This is a genomic window from uncultured Muriicola sp. (assembly GCF_947258935.1).
Taxonomy (GTDB): Bacteria; Bacteroidota; Bacteroidia; order Flavobacteriales; family Flavobacteriaceae; genus Muriicola.
On the sequence record NZ_CAMYKH010000013.1, the window covers coordinates 19076 to 36701 of the forward strand.

18 protein-coding genes are annotated in these 17626 nt (G+C 40.1%); 2 read left to right on the forward strand and 16 right to left on the reverse strand.

Annotated features, from left to right (window positions below; translation table 11 throughout):
* Window positions 1-34 precede the first annotated feature (34 nt).
* Genes lpxB through surE form a run of 3 tightly spaced genes read right to left on the reverse strand, consistent with a single transcriptional unit; the run spans window position 35 to window position 2220 of the window.
* Window positions 35-1162: a lipid-A-disaccharide synthase gene (gene lpxB, locus Q0X72_RS03795; protein WP_297762172.1), complete on the reverse strand. Its 1128-nt coding sequence runs from the start codon at window positions 1160-1162 to the stop codon at window positions 35-37.
* Window position 1163: 1 nt separating this feature from the next.
* A complete protein-coding gene (locus Q0X72_RS03800; protein ID WP_297762174.1) occupies window positions 1164-1448 on the reverse strand; it encodes a hypothetical protein in 285 nt (94 codons plus the stop codon).
* Complete coding sequence (gene surE, locus Q0X72_RS03805) at window positions 1441-2220, reverse strand: 5'/3'-nucleotidase SurE (protein WP_297762176.1); 780 nt, start codon at window positions 2218-2220, stop codon at window positions 1441-1443. Before surE ends, Q0X72_RS03800 begins: the two co-directional genes overlap by 8 nt.
* Before the next feature lie 193 nt (window positions 2221-2413).
* On the opposite strand from surE, the gene Q0X72_RS03810 reads away from it, so the two are divergent.
* A complete protein-coding gene (locus tag Q0X72_RS03810; RefSeq protein ID WP_297762178.1) occupies window positions 2414-4543 on the forward strand; it encodes a carboxy terminal-processing peptidase in 2130 nt (709 codons plus the stop codon).
* Between the two features lie 113 nt (window positions 4544-4656).
* On the opposite strand, the gene msrA is transcribed toward Q0X72_RS03810, so the two are convergent.
* Window positions 4657-5202, reverse strand: coding sequence for a peptide-methionine (S)-S-oxide reductase MsrA (gene msrA, locus Q0X72_RS03815; RefSeq protein WP_297762180.1), 546 nt, complete (start codon window positions 5200-5202; stop codon window positions 4657-4659).
* Window positions 5195-5656, reverse strand: a complete 462-nt coding sequence (gene msrB, locus Q0X72_RS03820; protein ID WP_297762182.1) for a peptide-methionine (R)-S-oxide reductase MsrB — start codon at window positions 5654-5656, stop codon at window positions 5195-5197. Before msrB ends, msrA begins: the two co-directional genes overlap by 8 nt.
* A 145-nt stretch (window positions 5657-5801) precedes the next feature.
* Between msrB and Q0X72_RS03825 the strand changes: the two genes are divergently transcribed.
* A complete protein-coding gene (locus Q0X72_RS03825; RefSeq protein ID WP_297762184.1) occupies window positions 5802-6611 on the forward strand; it encodes a DNA/RNA non-specific endonuclease in 810 nt (269 codons plus the stop codon).
* Here the strand turns inward: Q0X72_RS03825 and rodA are convergent.
* The 11 genes from rodA to Q0X72_RS03880 all read right to left on the reverse strand — a co-directional run.
* Window positions 6608-7891, reverse strand: a complete 1284-nt coding sequence (gene rodA, locus Q0X72_RS03830) for a rod shape-determining protein RodA (RefSeq protein WP_297762185.1) — start codon at window positions 7889-7891, stop codon at window positions 6608-6610. The two genes, Q0X72_RS03825 and rodA, sit on opposite strands and share 4 nt — an antisense overlap.
* Window positions 7881-9749 (reverse strand): penicillin-binding protein 2, encoded by a 1869-nt coding sequence (gene mrdA / locus Q0X72_RS03835; protein ID WP_297762187.1) that lies wholly within the window; start codon window positions 9747-9749, stop codon window positions 7881-7883. The genes rodA and mrdA overlap by 11 nt, the downstream gene beginning before the upstream one ends.
* Window positions 9746-10255, reverse strand: a complete 510-nt coding sequence (mreD, locus tag Q0X72_RS03840) for a rod shape-determining protein MreD (RefSeq protein ID WP_297762189.1) — start codon at window positions 10253-10255, stop codon at window positions 9746-9748. Before mreD ends, mrdA begins: the two co-directional genes overlap by 4 nt.
* Window positions 10245-11063 carry a rod shape-determining protein MreC gene (gene mreC / locus Q0X72_RS03845; protein ID WP_297762191.1) on the reverse strand — a complete coding sequence of 273 codons (819 nt, stop codon included), beginning with the start codon at window positions 11061-11063 and terminating at the stop codon, window positions 10245-10247. Before mreC ends, mreD begins: the two co-directional genes overlap by 11 nt.
* A gap of 76 nt (window positions 11064-11139) precedes the next feature.
* Entirely contained in the window at window positions 11140-12168 is a 1029-nt protein-coding gene (locus Q0X72_RS03850) for a rod shape-determining protein (protein ID WP_297762193.1), read from the reverse strand.
* Between the two features lie 59 nt (window positions 12169-12227).
* Complete coding sequence (gene purH / locus Q0X72_RS03855) at window positions 12228-13760, reverse strand: bifunctional phosphoribosylaminoimidazolecarboxamide formyltransferase/IMP cyclohydrolase (protein ID WP_297762195.1); 1533 nt, start codon at window positions 13758-13760, stop codon at window positions 12228-12230.
* 91 nt (window positions 13761-13851) lie between these two features.
* Complete coding sequence (locus Q0X72_RS03860) at window positions 13852-14304, reverse strand: GAF domain-containing protein (protein WP_297762196.1); 453 nt, start codon at window positions 14302-14304, stop codon at window positions 13852-13854.
* Window positions 14305-14422: 118 nt separating this feature from the next.
* A complete protein-coding gene (gene groL, locus Q0X72_RS03865) occupies window positions 14423-16054 on the reverse strand; it encodes a chaperonin GroEL (RefSeq protein WP_297762198.1) in 1632 nt (543 codons plus the stop codon).
* 66 nt (window positions 16055-16120) lie between these two features.
* The gene (gene groES, locus Q0X72_RS03870) at window positions 16121-16399 is read right to left on the reverse strand and encodes a co-chaperone GroES (RefSeq protein ID WP_297762200.1); all 279 of its coding nucleotides are present in this window, start codon (window positions 16397-16399) and stop codon (window positions 16121-16123) included.
* A gap of 141 nt (window positions 16400-16540) precedes the next feature.
* The gene (secG, locus tag Q0X72_RS03875; RefSeq protein ID WP_297762202.1) at window positions 16541-16897 is read right to left on the reverse strand and encodes a preprotein translocase subunit SecG; all 357 of its coding nucleotides are present in this window, start codon (window positions 16895-16897) and stop codon (window positions 16541-16543) included.
* 1 nt (window position 16898) lies between these two features.
* The coding region (locus Q0X72_RS03880) for a hypothetical protein (protein ID WP_297762204.1) at window positions 16899-17626 on the reverse strand (728 nt) is incomplete at its 5' end.

Below are 17626 nucleotides of genomic sequence, written 5' to 3' on the forward strand. Positions count from 1 at the left end.
GATATCCTAAGATCTGAACGAACAATAAAACTCCTTATTGCGTAGTGACTTTTAAAGATGCAACAATTTTTTTAGCGGCATTTTCACTTGCCCCAGGACCTCCTAATTTCTTCTCCAGGATGTCGTAATCTTTTAGGATAGCATCTCTTTTTGGACCGGATAAGATTTGTTTTAATTCCTTTGTGAGTGCTGCAGTAGTAAGGTTGTTTTGGATAAGTTCCTTCACCACTTCTTTATCCATGATGAGATTGACCAGTGAAATATATTTCAGAGTAATAATGCGCTTTGCTATTTGATAAGACACCCAACTTCCTTTATAGCACACTACTTGTGGTACCTTAAAAAGAGCAGTTTCCAGGGTTGCCGTTCCGCTGGTTACCAGTGCTGCATATGCACAACGCAATAGGGCATAGGTCTGGTTGGTAACATAATGGACCTGTGCATATTTCAGAAACGGTTTGTAAAAAGTACCCTCCAAACTTGGTGCTCCCGCAATTACGAATTGATACTCCGGAAATGCAGGGCCTACCGAAAGCATAATAGAAAGCATTTTTTCAACCTCCTGCTTACGACTTCCCGGCAGCAATGCAATGATCTTTTTTTTGGGGTCTAGTTGATGTTCCTTTTTAAATTCTTCAGCTTCTAAATCGGGTTGAGAATCAATGGCATCTAACAAGGGATGACCTACAAAATGTACTGGATAATTATATTTCTCTTCATAGAACTGCTTTTCAAATGGAAGGATCACATACATGGCATCTATAGATGCTTTGATCTTTTGAATTCTACCCGCTCTTGAGGCCCAGACCTGGGGAGAGATATAATAATTGGTACGGTAGCCATGTTGCTTGGCCCAGGAGGCAATCCTTAGGTTAAATCCGGAAAAATCAATAAAAATGACCACATCTGGTTGAAAGTTGGCTATGTCCTCTTTGCAGTAGGAAATGTTTTTAAATATCTTTCTAAGGTTTCCAATGACCTCCGAAAAACCCATAAAAGCTAATTCTTTGTAGTGCATCGCCAAAGTACCTCCGGCCTTTTCCATCAGATCACCTCCCCAACAACGAATAACGGCTTTAGTATCCTCCGTCCGTAAAGCTTTTATGAGGTTAGAACCGTGTAAATCCCCAGATGCTTCCCCCGCTATGATGTAATACTTCATCTCAAAATACCTTGTAGTACAATATGACAAGAGCTACTAGCAATGTGGCCACCAAAACTCCTTTGGCACGTTGGTCTCTTCTCAATCTTAGGAATACAAAAAAGGCAATCAGGTTTAGTATGGCACCCAGAGCCAATAAGCTACCCAAATATCCATGGGCATATGCCGCCTCAAATGTTTCTGTTATTCCCAGATCTGAAAATAACAGTATATAGAGCAGGGTACCAAATGTGTTGGCAATAAGCCCCACTGCAAACCCTATGATCACTTCTTTCTTATTATTCATTTAAATTCCATGTATTAATGTCCTGTATAGTATGGTGTGCCGTTAGATCGAATTGTGTAGGCACTACGGATATATAGCCTTTAGAAAGTGCCCATTCATCGGTATCTTCTCCTTTATCAAGGAGTTGAAATTCCCCGGTAAGCCAATAATAATCCTTTCCCGAAGGATTGGTTCTTTTGTCAAATTTCTCCTTCCAGTTGGCTCGGGCTTGTCTGCAAACTTTGATTCCCTTTATTTCTCCGTGAGCTACTTTGGGAATATTTACATTGAGAACCACACCTTTTGGAATGCCATTTTTGAGGGCTTCAGCCACTATTTTTTTTATTGCTTCTTGAGCAGGGGCAAAATCGGCTTCCCATGAATAGTCGCATAAGGAAAATCCTATGGCGGGAATTCCTTCAATTCCGGCTTCAATAGCTGCGCTCATAGTACCGGAATAAATAACATTTATTGAGGCATTGGATCCGTGATTAATACCACTGATGCAAATATCGGGTCTTCTATCCAATAGTTCCTGGAGGGCCAGTTTTACGCAATCTGCGGGAGTTCCACTACAGCTATATTCTTTAGCAGCATCTTTTGAAGCATCTAAGACCACTCTTTTGGAATATAGGGTATTATCAAGGGTTATGGCATGTCCCATGCCAGATTGAGGGCTATCTGGGGCAACCACCACTACCTCTCCAAGTTCCTGCATACTCTTTACAAGAGCACGTAATCCGGGAGCCGTTATTCCATCATCATTGGTTACAAGGATCAAAGGTTTACTCATGCCGCATACTTTACGGCGTAAAAATACGTTTTTACTCAGGATTACCTCGGATAGCCTTTAACAAAAAATTATAGCCTGGGGCGTTTTATGGCATGGTTTTTTCTATATCTTAGGGAATTGATTACTTTTATGAAGAGTGGGTTTAAAGGGCATTACATGATGTTGGCTAGACCCGAATGAAAAAAACATATACATGAAAAAGAATCTTGTTTTAGGCTTTTTAGCCGTTCTTATTGCAGTAGCCTCTTGTAGTTTCACCAATAAGACCTTTGAAAGCAACGATAAGGACAAACTTTTATTAGACATCATCACCTATATCCTTGAAAAGGGGCATTACGCGCCAAAAGACATCAATGATGATTTTTCGGTGGAAGTATTTGAAGATTTTATAGATGTTCTAGATCCTACCAAACGCTACTTTCAGGCCGAAGATATCAGGGATTTCGAGCAATATAAGTTTCAGATCGATGATCAGATAAAGAATACTGACATTTCCTTTTTTAACCTGGTACACGAACGCTATATAAAGCGAATGGATGAGGTTAAGGTGATCATTGAGGAAGTTCTAGATGACCCTTTTGATTACACCGTAGAGGAAACCATGAATTCAGATTATGACAAGAGACCATTCACCAGTTCCAAATCCGAACTGAAGGAACGGTGGAGAAAACAACTGAAATTCTGGACCCTTAATACTTTTGATTCCAAGTTAAAGGATGAGATCCAAAAGAAAAAGGACGATCCTAAATACAATTCACTCTCAATGAAGGAAGTGGAAAAGGAATCTAGAGAAGTAACGCGGAAACAATTAATGGAGTTCTTCGACTTTGTAGATAACCTGGAACGCAAGGACCGTTTTGTACAATTTATAAATACTATTGTAGATAAGTTCGACCCTCATACGGCGTATTTTGCCCCTGAGGATAAAGACTATTTTGACCGTCAGATATCCGGACGTTTCGAAGGTATTGGAGCTCGCCTCCAGGCAGAACCAGAAGGTGCAAAGATCACTGAGATTATTTCAGGAGGTCCGGTATGGAGAGGACAGTTACTGGAAGTTGGGGATGAGATCATAAAAGTAGGTCAGGCCAATGAGACTGCCGTGAATATTGTAGGAATGCCGTTAGATGATGCCGTTAAACTTATTAAAGGGCCAAAAGGAACTACTGTAAACCTAACCGTGCGTAAAGTAGATGGTACCATTGAAGAAATAGCTATTGTTAGGGATGTGGTAGAGATTGAGGAATCGTATGCCAAATCGGCCAAAGTGATCCAAAAGGATGAAAAATTTGGATTGATTCACCTCCCAGGTTTTTATGCAGATTTTAAAGATTACGCAGATAGAAATGCTGCCAGTGATGTAGCAAAAGAAATAGAACGATTAAAAGAAGAAGGGATAGAAGGATTGATCCTCGACCTTCGTGATAACGGAGGAGGGTCGTTAAGGACAGCTATTGATATGGCCGGACTATTTATAAAAGACGGGCCTGTAGTTCAGGTGCGAGCTTCTAATAATGAAAAGAATGTGTATGATGACAAGGATGAACGAATTCAGTGGGATGGACCTTTGGTTATTCTTGTGAATGAATTTTCAGCCTCTGCTTCCGAAATTCTTGCGGCGGCTATGCAAGATTACAAAAGAGCTATTATCATTGGAAGTAACCAGACCTTTGGAAAAGGAACCGTTCAAACCATGTATCCCTTAGAGAATGTGGTTCATGTAAATGAATACGGAGATCTGGGTGCCATTAAAGTAACTATCCAGAAGTTCTACCGTATCAATGGAGAATCTAATCAATTGGAAGGCGTAAAAAGTGATGTGGTGATCCCGGATCGTTATCGCTATATTGTTTTGGGTGAAAAAGGACAGGCCAATGCCCTGAACTGGGATAAGATAGAACCTGCCAAATACAAAGTTTGGGATGGGTATATAGATTTTGAAAAAACCCTTGAGGAGAGTAATAAAAGAATAGCATCCAATCCACAGATAAAACTTATCGAGGAAAATGCAAAATGGTTAAAAGATCAACAAGACGAAACGTCTATGCCATTGAACTATGATCTTTATAAAGCGCGTGACAAAGAAAGCAGAGCAAAATCGGATTACTTTAAAAAGTTATCTGAATACGATTCCAAACTCACTTTCGAATCTTTAAAATACGAGCAACAGTTGTTCACACAAGATTCTGTACTGCGGGAAAAAAGAAATCGTTGGCATATTAATCTTGCTAAGGATGTGTATATAGAAGAAGCTATTAATGTTCTTAGAGACCTAAAGATCAATAATATAAAGAATGAAAAATTAGCCCACGTAAAGGGATAAACAAAAAATCTATATTTCAAAGGGCCCTATTTAGGGCCCTTTTTTTATGCTTCACACTTAAATAGTTCTTCAGATTAGCCCATTTACAAAACTATTTATGCCTAAGAATTTCTTTAAGCCTTTTTTAATTTGTCTATGTGCAGCTTGCGTAATTTGTTGAGTTTTGGAGTGATCACAAAACTGCAATACCCCTGGCTGGAATTGTTCTTGTAATAATTCTGGTGATATTCTTCTGCCTCATAAAAAGTGGCCAAGGGACTTACTTCTGTCACAATGGGGGCATCAAAAGATGCTGCCAACTCTGCAATAACAATGTCTGCCGTTAGTTTTTGTTCTTCATTATGGTAATAGATAACAGATCTGTATTGAGTACCCACATCAGCACCCTGTCTATTCATGGTGGTAGGATCATGGGTGGTCATAAAGATCACTAAAAGGTCGCGGTAGGATAGTACCTCCGGATCATAGGTGATCTGCACTACCTCGGCATGCCCGCTTAAACCCGAACAGACTTCCCTATAGGTTGGTTTACCAGGTGCATTACCACCCGTATAGCCAGAAACCACTTTATGGATCCCTTTTACTTCCTGGAAAACAGCTTCTGTACACCAGAAACATCCACCGCCAACTGTGGCAACTTCATAGGTGGGATTACTCATTGATCTTAGCTTCTTTTAGGAGTTCCATTGATTCAGAATTAATGCAATAACGCAAACCGCCTGGTTCGGGACCATCGGGAAATACATGACCTAAATGGGCATCACAGGTATTACACATTACCTCCACCCGTACCATTCCATAAGAACTGTCTTTATCATACTGTATCGCATTTTCCTTTATGGGTTGAGTAAAACTGGGCCAGCCTGTTCCCGAATCAAATTTAATGGTGGAATCAAAAAGAGGGGTACCGCAACACACACAGGCATATTTTCCAGCGTCGTAAATACTGCAAAGCGCTCCGGAATGAGGAGATTCTGTCCCTTTCTGACGTGTGATCCTGAATTGTACAGGAGTTAGGATCTTCTTCCATTCAGTTTCGGTTTTTTCTACTCTTGTATCGGGAACCGGATTGCCGCTTACTGCATAGTGTATAACATCTTTCCAAGTGAGCATGTTCTATTTCTTTCTTTAAAATTAGTATTGTTTGAATCCGATGTATAGTCGAATTTCTTCATTTATCCTTACAACATAAAGGTAGGGCTTCCTCCTTAAAATTGATGTATTTTAGTCAGGTCAAAAATTACCTTGAAATTATCTTATGAGATCAGTAAAAAAAGACCGACTTATCTATACGGTCTTACTACTACTAGTTATGATTCTTTTTTGGGCTATTGAGAAATTCTTTTGGCCAAATAATACCGAAGTAGCCGTATTTGAAGAGGGAAAGGCGATTCCTTCGTATATACTTCCTTCTTCAACAACTAATACTGAGATCTTTCATAACTATTACGGGCTTTCTTATAATGAGTCTGAAGAACAGGCAGAATGGGTTGTGTATGAGTTGAAGCGATCTCATATAACTTCAGACGATCGTAAAAGACCTTATTTTGTTGAAGATCCCAAAGTAGCTTCACAGTCTGCAGATTGGCGAAATTATAAGAACTCAGGATATGACAGGGGTCATTTATGCCCAGCTGGGGATCGCAGGTTTTCGGAAGCGGCCTATAATGAGACCTTTTATACCAGCAATATAAGTCCAATGAAGCGAGATTTTAACGCTGGAGTTTGGAACAGATTGGAAATGAGGGTTAGGCAATGGGCCAAGAAGTACGATTCCGTCTATGTCATTACCGGGGGTGTTTTAAAAAAAGGATTGCCCTCTATTGGGTATGAGTCTGTAGCTGTGCCAGATGCCTTTTTTAAAATAATTGTACGTGGTGCCCCGGGTGGTCTTAAAACAATCACTTTTCTAATACCACATCAGGAAACAGACAAACAACTGACAGAGTTCCAGGTTTCTATAGACCAACTTGAAGGGGAAACAGGGATCGATTTTTTTCGGGAATTAGAAGATGAAGAGGAAGACCTTTTGGAAAAGGAAGTGAAACAATCGCGTTGGCGTTATTAGTGCCATTCATTTAGCCTGTTTGCATCTAGCTTTAAGAAAATAAACAGCAGGGCTGTAAAGCCAAGTAAGGCTGAACCCCCATAGCTAAAGAAGGGCAGGGGAATCCCTACGGTGGGAACGATTCCGGTAACCATCCCTATATTGATAAAATAGTGGATGAGTAAAATGGAAATGACTCCATAGCCATACATCCGGCTAAAGTCACTTTTTTGACGCTCAGCAAGATGTACCAGTCGGAGTAGCAATATGGTAAATAGTATAACAACGGTTGCAGTACCGGCAAATCCCCATTCTTCGCCAACGGTGCTAAAGATATAGTCAGTATGTTGTTCCGGAACAAAGTCGCCTTTAGTTCGTGTACCTTCTAAAAATCCCTTTCCAAAGATACCTCCAGATTCTATTGCTTTTTCGGATTGGTACGTATTATATCCAATGGTCTTTCTGATCTCTTCTAATTTTTCAGGATCTTTTTCTAGTCGAAGCCAAAGACTAAATCTGTCGCGATGCCTTTGCTCAAAAACATTTTCAAAAACAAAATTTACAGAGAGTGAAAAAACAATTGTAATAATAAAGAAAAGGCTGAGAGGTAGAATAGGTACTTTAAAGCTGGATTTTTTTACCAACAGAAAGGTTGCAATGATTAGGGCGAGACTGATACTCACCCATATAGTCCCAAACATGAGTGTGGTAATAAAGATTATTATGGCCAGTAGCGCGATCCCTAAATAGAAAAGGGGAAATCCTTCCCTGAAAAGCACAAAAACCAGAGCCAGGAATACAATAGCGCTACCGGGATCGGGCTGAGGTATTATGAGCAAAGCCGGGATAAGTATGATCAACAGGGCAAAAAGTTGATCTTTGGTACGTTTAATATCGGTCTGGATATCACTGAGGTATTTAGCCAGGGCTAGAGCTGTGGCAAATTTAGCTAACTCAGAGGGTTGTAGATTGAAAAATCCCAGGTCGTACCAGGAAGTAGCACCTGCTATGGTCTTCCCAAAAAGAAAAAGCCCAAGTAGAAGCACCATGGTAATAATGTACAGCAGACTTGAGAAACGTTCATAGAAATGGGCTTCCAAAGACAAGAAGATAAAAGCTGCCAACAAGCTTACACCAATAAAAAATAGTTGCTTCCCGTACAGCTCATTAAAATCAAAAATGGAAGAATTACTATCAGAAAAGGTACTAGAGTAGATATTGACCCAGCCAATGGTAATTAGCATCAAGAAGATAAAAATGGTTAACCAATCTACCCTTTTTAGGACACTTTTACCAGACATACTCGTTTATCTTGAACTCCTCTCCACTATATGGTTTTGCATATTCTGCATCCAGGGTTTTTTCCAACATGCGCTTCTCCAGATCGATCCTTGAAATCTCTCCTTTGAGGTATTTTTCAATAAGCAGTGAAGCAATATGACCAGCATACCTGGAACCATAATACCCATGCTCAATATAAACCGCAAGTGCAATTTTTGGATTATCAACAGGGGCAAAAGCAACAAATACAGAATGATCGGTTAGTTGGGTACGGACGCCATTAATTTTGGTATAGTTTTCTACGGTTCCGGTTTTACCGGCGATATTAATACCTGGGATCTGCAGCCATTTGGCCGTACCTTTTGTATATACATCTGCCATTCCCTGTATGATAGGACCGAAGTACTGCTTCTCTATGGTCGTATAATGAGGCGTGGTATATTTAGGATCTTCAATAGGCTCTCCCGAAATAGTTTTGATAATATGAGGGGTATAAAAGAACCCTCTATTTGCTATTGCGGCTGTCATATTGGCGAGTTGGATAGGTGTTGCAGAAACTTCGCCCTGTCCTATTGCATTTGAAATGATATAGGAAGAAGCCCACCTATTATCTCCGTATACCCTGTCATAGTATGCCTTGTTTGGCACTCTTCCTTTTCTTCCTGTTGGTAGGTCATATCCAAGGAAATCGCCTAAACCAAAGCTTTTAATGTGTTTCTCCCAAACATCCATACCTTCATCGGTCGTAGGATATTTGTCGTATATTTTTCGAAATGTACCCGCGAAATATGCATTACAAGATTTATAAATGCCAGAGTTCATGTTCCTTAAGCCACCGCCACAATGACATCCTCTTTTCTTATTTCCAACATAAAACCCGTTATAACACCTTATGGTAGTCTCCGGTTTTATGACACCTTCCTGAAGAGCAATAAGGGCATTTAGTGTTTTAAACGGTGACCCCGGAGAGGGCTGCGCAAGAAGTGCCCTGTCCCAGGTGGGTTTGGATATTGTATCGTAGTGCAGCTTACTATAGTTTTTAGACCGTTCCCTTCCTACAAGTAAAGCGGGATCGTATGTGGGCCCCGAGATTAGGGCAAGGATCTCACCAGAATTGGGCTCAATGGCTACTATGCCGCCGCGTTTTCCATTCATAAGACGTTCTCCGTACTCTTGTAAAACCTTGTCTAGTGTTACATGTATTTCTTTACCCTGTTCCGGAAGGGTATCCATGGTTCCTTCTTTATAGGGACCAATAACTCTGTTAAACCTATCCTTCTGAATATATTTAACACCTTTTATACCCCTTAGATAATCCTCATACTGTTTTTCAATCCCGGTTCTTCCGGTGAGCTCTCCTTGTATGTAATAGGGATTCTTTTTAATATCAGCCTCATTTACTTCGGAGATATACCCTAAAACATTAGCACTACTATGGCTAGCGTAATAACGAAGCGATCTTTTTTGGATATAAAAACCTTCGTACTTCCTCATTTTTTCCTGCAGACGTGCGTAGTCTTCTTTAGAAAGCTGAGGGACAAGTACAGAAGGAAGACGTGGCGAATACACCCTTGCCTTTTTTAATTTATCGGTAAACTTAGTTTTGTCAATACCCAGCAGTGAACAAAATTCAAGCGTATCCAGGGGCTTTACTTCTCTTGGAATGACCATCACATCGTACGCCGGTTGATTGGCTACCAGTAGTTCACCATTTCTGTCATAAATATAACCTCGTTCAGGATAATCGTATATGGCCTTAATGGCGGTATCTTCCAAAATCTGGGTAGAGGAAGAACTAAAGATCTGTAAATAGGATAGCCTGCCAATAAAGGTGAAGCCAATGATCACAATGATGGAAGAAAGTAAAATTTTTTTCATTCTTTCTCTGCACTAAAAAGTGATGTAATTAAAACACATAGTAAGAGGGATCCTATGCTTGTAAATACTATTTTTTTCAAAAGTAAGAGCAAATGGTCCAAACTAAAAATTTCGAGCAAAAAGAAAATAGTATGATGCCCTATTATTAGAAACGCTAAAAATGTAATTTGTTGTGCCTTAGTAGTATTGGTTAATTTAAAACTTTGAAATTCAAAGTTTACACCAAAGACGAAACGCATAATTGCTGGCCGCAAATAGGCCATGGTTATACATGCTATGGTATGAAAGGCGAGGGTGTCTGAAAAAACATCAATGGTGAACCCCAGCAAGAAGCTTATCAAAATAAAAACACCTCGGCGCTGCTTGATAGGATACCAATACAAGAAAAGAATATATATCATCGGGTTGATAAACCCCATAAAATTGAGTTTATTAAATACCAATACCTGCGCCAGTACCAGGAGCAAAAATCGCAGGGCATTTATGAGATATACATTATTGGTCATTACTTATCTTTTCTTCCAAACTTCGTATTTCAGCAGCATTCTCATTTCTGATAATGTACACCTGTTTAATATTAGTCATGTCGTTGAACAATGCCACTTCAATATTGTAAAAACTTTGGGAAGTCGTAAGGTCGAACTTCTTTATAGTTCCAATAGGAATGTTTTCTGGAAAGATGCTAGACATGGCCCCTGTTACAATAGTGTCGCCAATGTTTAATGGCACCATTCTGGGGATATCTTCTAATTGCACCACATCGAACCGATTAGTGTCCCACTTTAACGAGCCAAAATTATTAGTGTTCTTGATCTTCGCATTGATGTTCGATTTAGTGTTCAATAGGCTTTGCACCGCTGCAAATTTCGTGGTGGTGTGTTCTACGATCCCTAGAATTCCCTGGGAAGTAATGACCCCCATATCTTGTTCTAAACCATCTCGGGAGCCTTTGTTGATGGTAATATAATTGTTGCGAAGCGAATAGCTATTCTTTATGATCTTCGCGGGAATGATCTGAAAAGTAAAGGAATCTAATTCCTGAGATGTTATTTCTTTTACTTCATCATTGAACAACAGTGAACGTAATTTAGTGTTCTCTTCTACTAATTTATTGTTCTCTTCCCTAAGGTCAAAATAGTCTGTAATACTCGATTCTGTATTATAAATACTGCCTGATACCCAATTGGCAGAATTAAAAAAACGAGCTCTGTGGTAGGAATGAGATTGAATACTCAGGCTCATTCCCACAAATAATAAGAAAAGATAAAGCAACGTGGTCTTGTTGCGAAGGATGAAGTTGATAATCTGCTGCATTCACTTTATCTATTGGATGCTCTCATCTACTTCATGAAAGAACCTCTAAGACCCGTTAACGGATCATATTGAGGAACTATTTGATGAGAATACTTTTGTAGCGTTCTAAATTTTTAAGAGCAATACCTGTACCTCTTACAACAGCCCTCAATGGATCTTCTGCAATATACACAGGTAGATCCGTTTTTTGAGAAAGTCTTCGGTCCAGGCCTCTTAGCATAGATCCTCCACCGGCAAGGTAGATCCCTGTATTGTAAATATCTGCGGCTAGTTCTGGAGGAGTTTGTGACAAGGTTTCCATAACAGCATCCTCTACACGTAAAATAGACTTGTCTAAAGCCTTCGCGATCTCCCGATACGAAATGGATACTTGTTTTGGCTTTCCTGTTAAAAGGTCCCTTCCCTGCACAGACATTTCATCTGGCGGTGATTGTAAGTCCTCCGTGGCAGAACCTATGGTGATCTTAATATTTTCTGCAGTGGTTTCTCCAACGTATAAATTGTGTTGGGTACGCATATAATAAATGATGTCATTGGTGAAAACATCCCCTGCAATTTTAACCGACTTGTCACAAACAATACCACCCAGAGCTATGACAGCAATTTCCGTTGTTCCTCCACCTATATCTACGATCATATTTCCTTTGGGCTGCATAATATCTAGTCCTATACCTATAGCTGCAGCCATAGGTTCGTGAATAAGATATACCTCTTTTCCATTGACACGTTCTGCCGACTCTTTTACAGCGCGCATCTCAACCTCTGTAATTCCTGATGGAATACAGATCACCATTCTTAAAGCAGGTGGAAACCATTTTTTCTTTAAAGCCGGTATGTTCTTAATGAACATATTGATCATCTTTTCCGAGGCGTCAAAATCTGCAATTACACCATCCTTCAGTGGGCGAATGGTCTTTATATTTTCATGGGTTTTACCCTGCATTTGGTTGGCTTCCCTACCTACGGCAATGATCTTTCCTGTAATTCTGTCTCGGGCTACGATAGAAGGACTATCTACTACCACTTTATCATTATGTATGATCAGGGTATTGGCGGTTCCAAGGTCGATAGCAATCTCCTCGGTTAAAAAATCAAAAAATCCCATTATGATTGTTTAGTTTGGTTTAGATAAACGGGTGCATTTCATCGACAAAAGTAGTAAAATTAATGTTTAAAATGACGTGTGCCAGTCATTACCATAGCAATTTCATTCTCATTGCAATAATCTACACTTAATTGATCCTTAATTGAGCCTCCAGGTTGTATTACGCTGGTAATTCCATTCGTATGAGCAATCTCTACACAATCTGGGAATGGAAAGAAGGCATCACTAGCCATCACAGCACCATCCAGATCAAACTTAAAGGTTTGAGCCTTGTGGATCGCCTGGTTGAGAGCATCTACCCTGGAGGTCTGCCCGGTTCCACTGGCACATAGTTGCCGGTTCTTGGCCAGGACTATGGTATTCGATTTGGTATGCTTACAGAGTTTAGAGGCAAAAATAAGATCCTGTAGTTCACGCTCTGAAGGTTTTTTTGCGGTAACATAATTGAGTTTATCCAGAGAATCGGTTACATGATCTTTATCTTGTACCAATACGCCATTTAAACAGCTTCTGACTATTGTTTCTGGAAGTGCAACTTCTTTTTGTATCAGAATGATTCTATTTTTCTTGCCTTGTAAAATCTCCAAAGCTTCTTTTGAATAGGAATGGGCAATTACCACCTCACAAAATAACTTATGGATCTCTGTAGCTGTTTTGGCATCTATTTCCTTATTGCTAATAAGGATCCCGCCAAAGGCAGAGACCGGGTCGCCGGCCAGTGCGTCCACATAGGCCTTGTGTAGTGTATCTCTGGTGGCCAGACCACAGGCATTGTTGTGTTTTAAAATAGCGAACGTAGGGTCATCGCCCTGAAATTCACTCATAAGATTCACTGCTGCATCTACATCGAGTAAGTTGTTATAAGACAATTCTTTTCCATGTAGTTTGGTGAACATTGCATCAAAATCTCCGAAGAAAAAACCTCTCTGATGTGGGTTTTCCCCGTATCGTAAGACTTTGCCTTTTGTTTCACTGATCTTTAGTGCAGCCAATTCATGATTTTTATTAAAGTAATTGAAAATGGCAGTATCATAATGTGAAGACACATTAAATGCCTTTGCCGCATAGACCCTCCGTTGTTCCATGGAAGTACTTCCCTCTCCAATGGTGATCATGTTCAAAAATTCTTTATAATCTTCCATAGAAGAAACGCAAAGCACATCTTTGAAATTCTTTGCTGCTGCCCTTATAAGTGATATACCTCCAATGTCGATCTTTTCGATGATCTCTTGTTCTGTAGCGCCCGAAGCCACTGTTTTTTCAAAGGGATACAGATCAACGATCACAATATCTAATTGAGGAATATCAAATTCTTCCAATTGGGCAACATCCCCGTCATTATCCTGCCTGTTTAGGATGCCTCCAAATACCTTTGGGTGTAAGGTTTTTACTCTGCCACCTAAGATGGAGGGATAACTTGTCACTTCCTCAACAGGCACTACATCTAGCCCCAGCGATCGTATGAACGATTCTGTCCCTCCGGTAGAATACATAGTGATTCCTAGTTCCTGGAATTTTTTAACGATTGGTTCTAAACCGTCTTTATGAAAGACAGAAATAAGTGCTGAAGTAGCTTTTTTAACAGTGCCCATTCTAATAGCTTTTAGTGCTTGGATTAAGAATTCAAAGGTACTTTTTTAGCAGCTACGAAAATGCAGGTCTTATCAACAAAAAAGGAAAGTTTTAAAGAATTTTGGAGACCTCCTGGTTTACGAATTCCAAAAATCGTTCATCCTTTTCTGTAAAAGGATCTGGTGTATTAGAATCTATATCGATCTGTCCTATATTCTTACCATCTACAAAGAGAGGAACCACGATCTCAGCTTTTACCGTGATACTACAGGCAATATAATTGTCCTGCGCCGCCACATCTGGGACCACAAAATTGGCATTACTTACGGCCACTTGCCCGCAGATCCCTTTCCCGAATGGAATTATAGTATGATCTGTAGGTGCTCCTGCATAAGGCCCTAATTTTAATTCTTCCTTTTCTCCATTTCGAAAATAAAAACCAACCCAATCGTAATGTGGAATTGCTGCTTTAAGCAACTCACAGACTTCTTGAAGACGCGTATTTACCGTCTTGTCCTTATTTTCTAATATGGCGATTACAGCAGATTTTAAAGATGGATGCATTCTTTTTTTTTCAAAAGTAATAAATAAGAAGCTTGTTCATGAGATGTAAGATTCAAAGAAAAAGCCACGCTCCTAACGGAGGTGGCTTTTTATTCAATATTATGCTATACCCGAGGTATTACATCATTCCAGGCATACCGCCTCCGCCCATTGGAGGGCCTGCAGGCGTATCTTCCTTGATGTCTGTAAGTGCACACTCTGTAGTAAGGATCATCCCTGCTACTGAAGCCGCATTTTCCAAGGCTATTCTTGTTACTTTCTTAGGATCTATGATCCCGGCCTTCATCATATCAACATATTTTTCGGACTTAGCGTCATATCCGTAGTCTCCTTTTCCATCCATTACTTTTGCAACAACTACAGATCCTTCTCCCCCTGCATTCTCAACAATAGTTCTCAAAGGAGATTCAATGGCTCTGGCCACTATCTGCAATCCTGTTTCTTCATCCGGATTCTCTACTTTCACTTTTGCCAAAACAGATTTGGCACGGAGAAAGGCAACGCCTCCACCGGCAACGATACCTTCTTCTACAGCAGCTCTTGTAGCATGTAAGGCATCATCTACTCTGTCTTTTTTCTCTTTCATCTCTACCTCTGAGGCAGCACCTACATACAATACAGCTACTCCACCGGCTAATTTGGCCAAACGCTCTTGTAGTTTTTCCTTGTCGTAATCTGAAGTTGTGGTCTCAATCTGAGATTTTATCTGATTTACGCGGGTCTTGATGTCTTTGGCAGCACCTGCACCATTTACAATAGTGGTGTTGTCCTTATCAATGGTCACCTTTTCACAGCTTCCCAACATATCTATAGTTGTATTCTCCAAAGAGAAGCCTCGTTCTTCAGATATAACAGTTCCCTTAGTAAGGATTGCGATATCTTCGAGCATTGCCTTTCTGCGGTCTCCAAACCCAGGAGCTTTAACTGCCGCAATCTTTAATGAACCGCGTAGCTTGTTAACTACCAGGGTAGCAAGTGCTTCCCCGTCTACGTCCTCAGCAATGATCAATAATGGCTTTCCGGATTGAGCCACAGGCTCTAACACAGGTAGCAAATCTTTCATCGTGGAGATCTTCTTATCGTACAATAAGATATAAGGGTTTTCCAGATCTGCGATCATTTTTTCTGAATCGGTCACAAAATATGGAGAAAGGTATCCTCTGTCGAATTGCATACCTTCTACTACATCTACATAGGTATCGGTTCCTTTGGCCTCTTCTACTGTAATGACTCCCTCTTTGCCAACTTTGTTAAAAGCCTTTGCAATAAGTTCTCCTATAGTTTCATCGTTGTTTGAAGAGATAGAGGCAACCTGTTTGATCTTTTCAGAAGAGTCACCTACTTTTTTAGCTTGTTTGGTAAGGTTCTCAACAATGGCTTCAACAGCCTTGTCTATTCCTCTTTTTAGGTCCATTGGATTGGCACCTGCAGCAACGTTCTTCAGGCCTTCCTTAACTATGGATTGCGCCAGTACAGTAGCGGTTGTAGTTCCGTCTCCTGCCAGATCATTTGTCTTAGAAGCTACTTCTTTTACCATTTGAGCACCCATGTTCTCTAGTGCATCTGCCAACTCTATTTCTTTAGCTACAGTTACACCATCCTTTGTAACTATTGGAGCACCAAATGACTTGCTGATAATTACATTTCTTCCCCTTGGACCTAAGGTAACTTTAACGGCATTGGCCAGGGCATCTACCCCACGTTTTAAGCCGTCTCTTGCATCAATATCAAACTTTATTTCTTTTGCCATAATTCTGTTAGTTTTATTTTTTCAATAAGAACAATCTGTTTCCGCAGATTTTCCTTGAAGTTTTACTTAAATGATTGCTAAAATGTCACTCTCACGCATCATTAGATAATCTTTGCCATCTAATTTCAGCTCTGTTCCGGCATATTTCCCGTAAAGAACCGTATCACCAACCTTTACTGTGACCTTTTCATCTTTGGTTCCCGGGCCAACGGCCACTACTTTTCCTTTTTGTGGTTTTTCTTTGGCAGTATCTGGAATATATAACCCAGATGCAGTTTTGGTTTCTGCTGCCATTGGTTCAATAAGAACCCTATCTGCTAATGGTTTGATGCTAAGTTTAGCCATATGTCTTTATATTTAGTATTTTAAAATTCTGATTATTGATGGCAGAAATTATGCCAAGACCCAAATACTGACAGTTTGTAAATTGAAAATGCCAGCTTGTCATTTTGGCTGGCATTTTAAATGTCATTATAGCTCAATATATTATTGAATAGTATCCAGGGGACTGGTAGAATCTGTTGGAACCACTTCCTCGGGAACAGTTTCCGGAACCGTGGTCTCAATATCATCACCTTGTAATAATTTAGAATCTGTTTCTCCAAAATTTCCCTTCAGGGCAACATTAGATAATAAGATTAGAACCACCAAAAGAGTAGCCAATGTCCAGGTACTTTTATCAAGAAAATCACCTGTCTTTTTTACACCACCTACAACTTGGGTTCCACCACCTCCAAATGAAGAAGACAATCCGCCTCCTTTTGGATTTTGGACCATTACGACCAATACCAGGAGAAAACATACTACGATTATAAGAACCAAGAATATTGTAAATGTGCTCATCTTACGAGTTTTCCTTTTGTAATTGCTTTACTGCTTTAATTCGGCTTGCAAAGAAACTACTTTTTTCCGGATATTTCAAACTTAAAATTTTATAGGCCTGCAGTGCTTTTTTGTATTTCTTTTGCTCCAAATACACCCTGGCCAGCGTTTCTGTCATCAGCTCTTCAGAGTCTATTGTGGTAGATTCGCTGATGTCTATTCTTGGAACACCTTCCTCATGTGGAACTATCTTTGGGTTTTCCTCCAGGAAACGGTCTATCATGGCAAACTTCTTCTTCCTATCCGATTCCTCAGCTATAGGGAACTCCATATCTTCAGGGATCTTCGCCATTTCGCTCTTTGCCGCTTTCTGTTGCTTTATGGGCCTGGTTGCACTTAGTTGCAGCCATTCCATAAAAGAGTGTTTTTCCTTCTTGGTAAAGGCTAAGGGCTGTCCTAACTCCAAGGCCTCTTTAGCTTGCTGCTTTTCTTTTGCAATTGTCTTGTCTATCTCCGGGTCTTTTGATGAAAATAAGGCGGGGTCTAGTATGGCATCGGCATCTTTTGTAGTTCTTGGTAAAGGTTCATCTGCAGATTCAACAATCAGTGTAGTATTTGTTTCCGGATTAGGTAAAATCTCTTCTGCTTCAATTTCCTGAGTTTCCAGAGAAACTGTTTTTCCAGAAATGGTATCGGCAATAGAATTCTGCAGGAACTCCGGGGAGGTGATCAGATCGAACAATACATCCC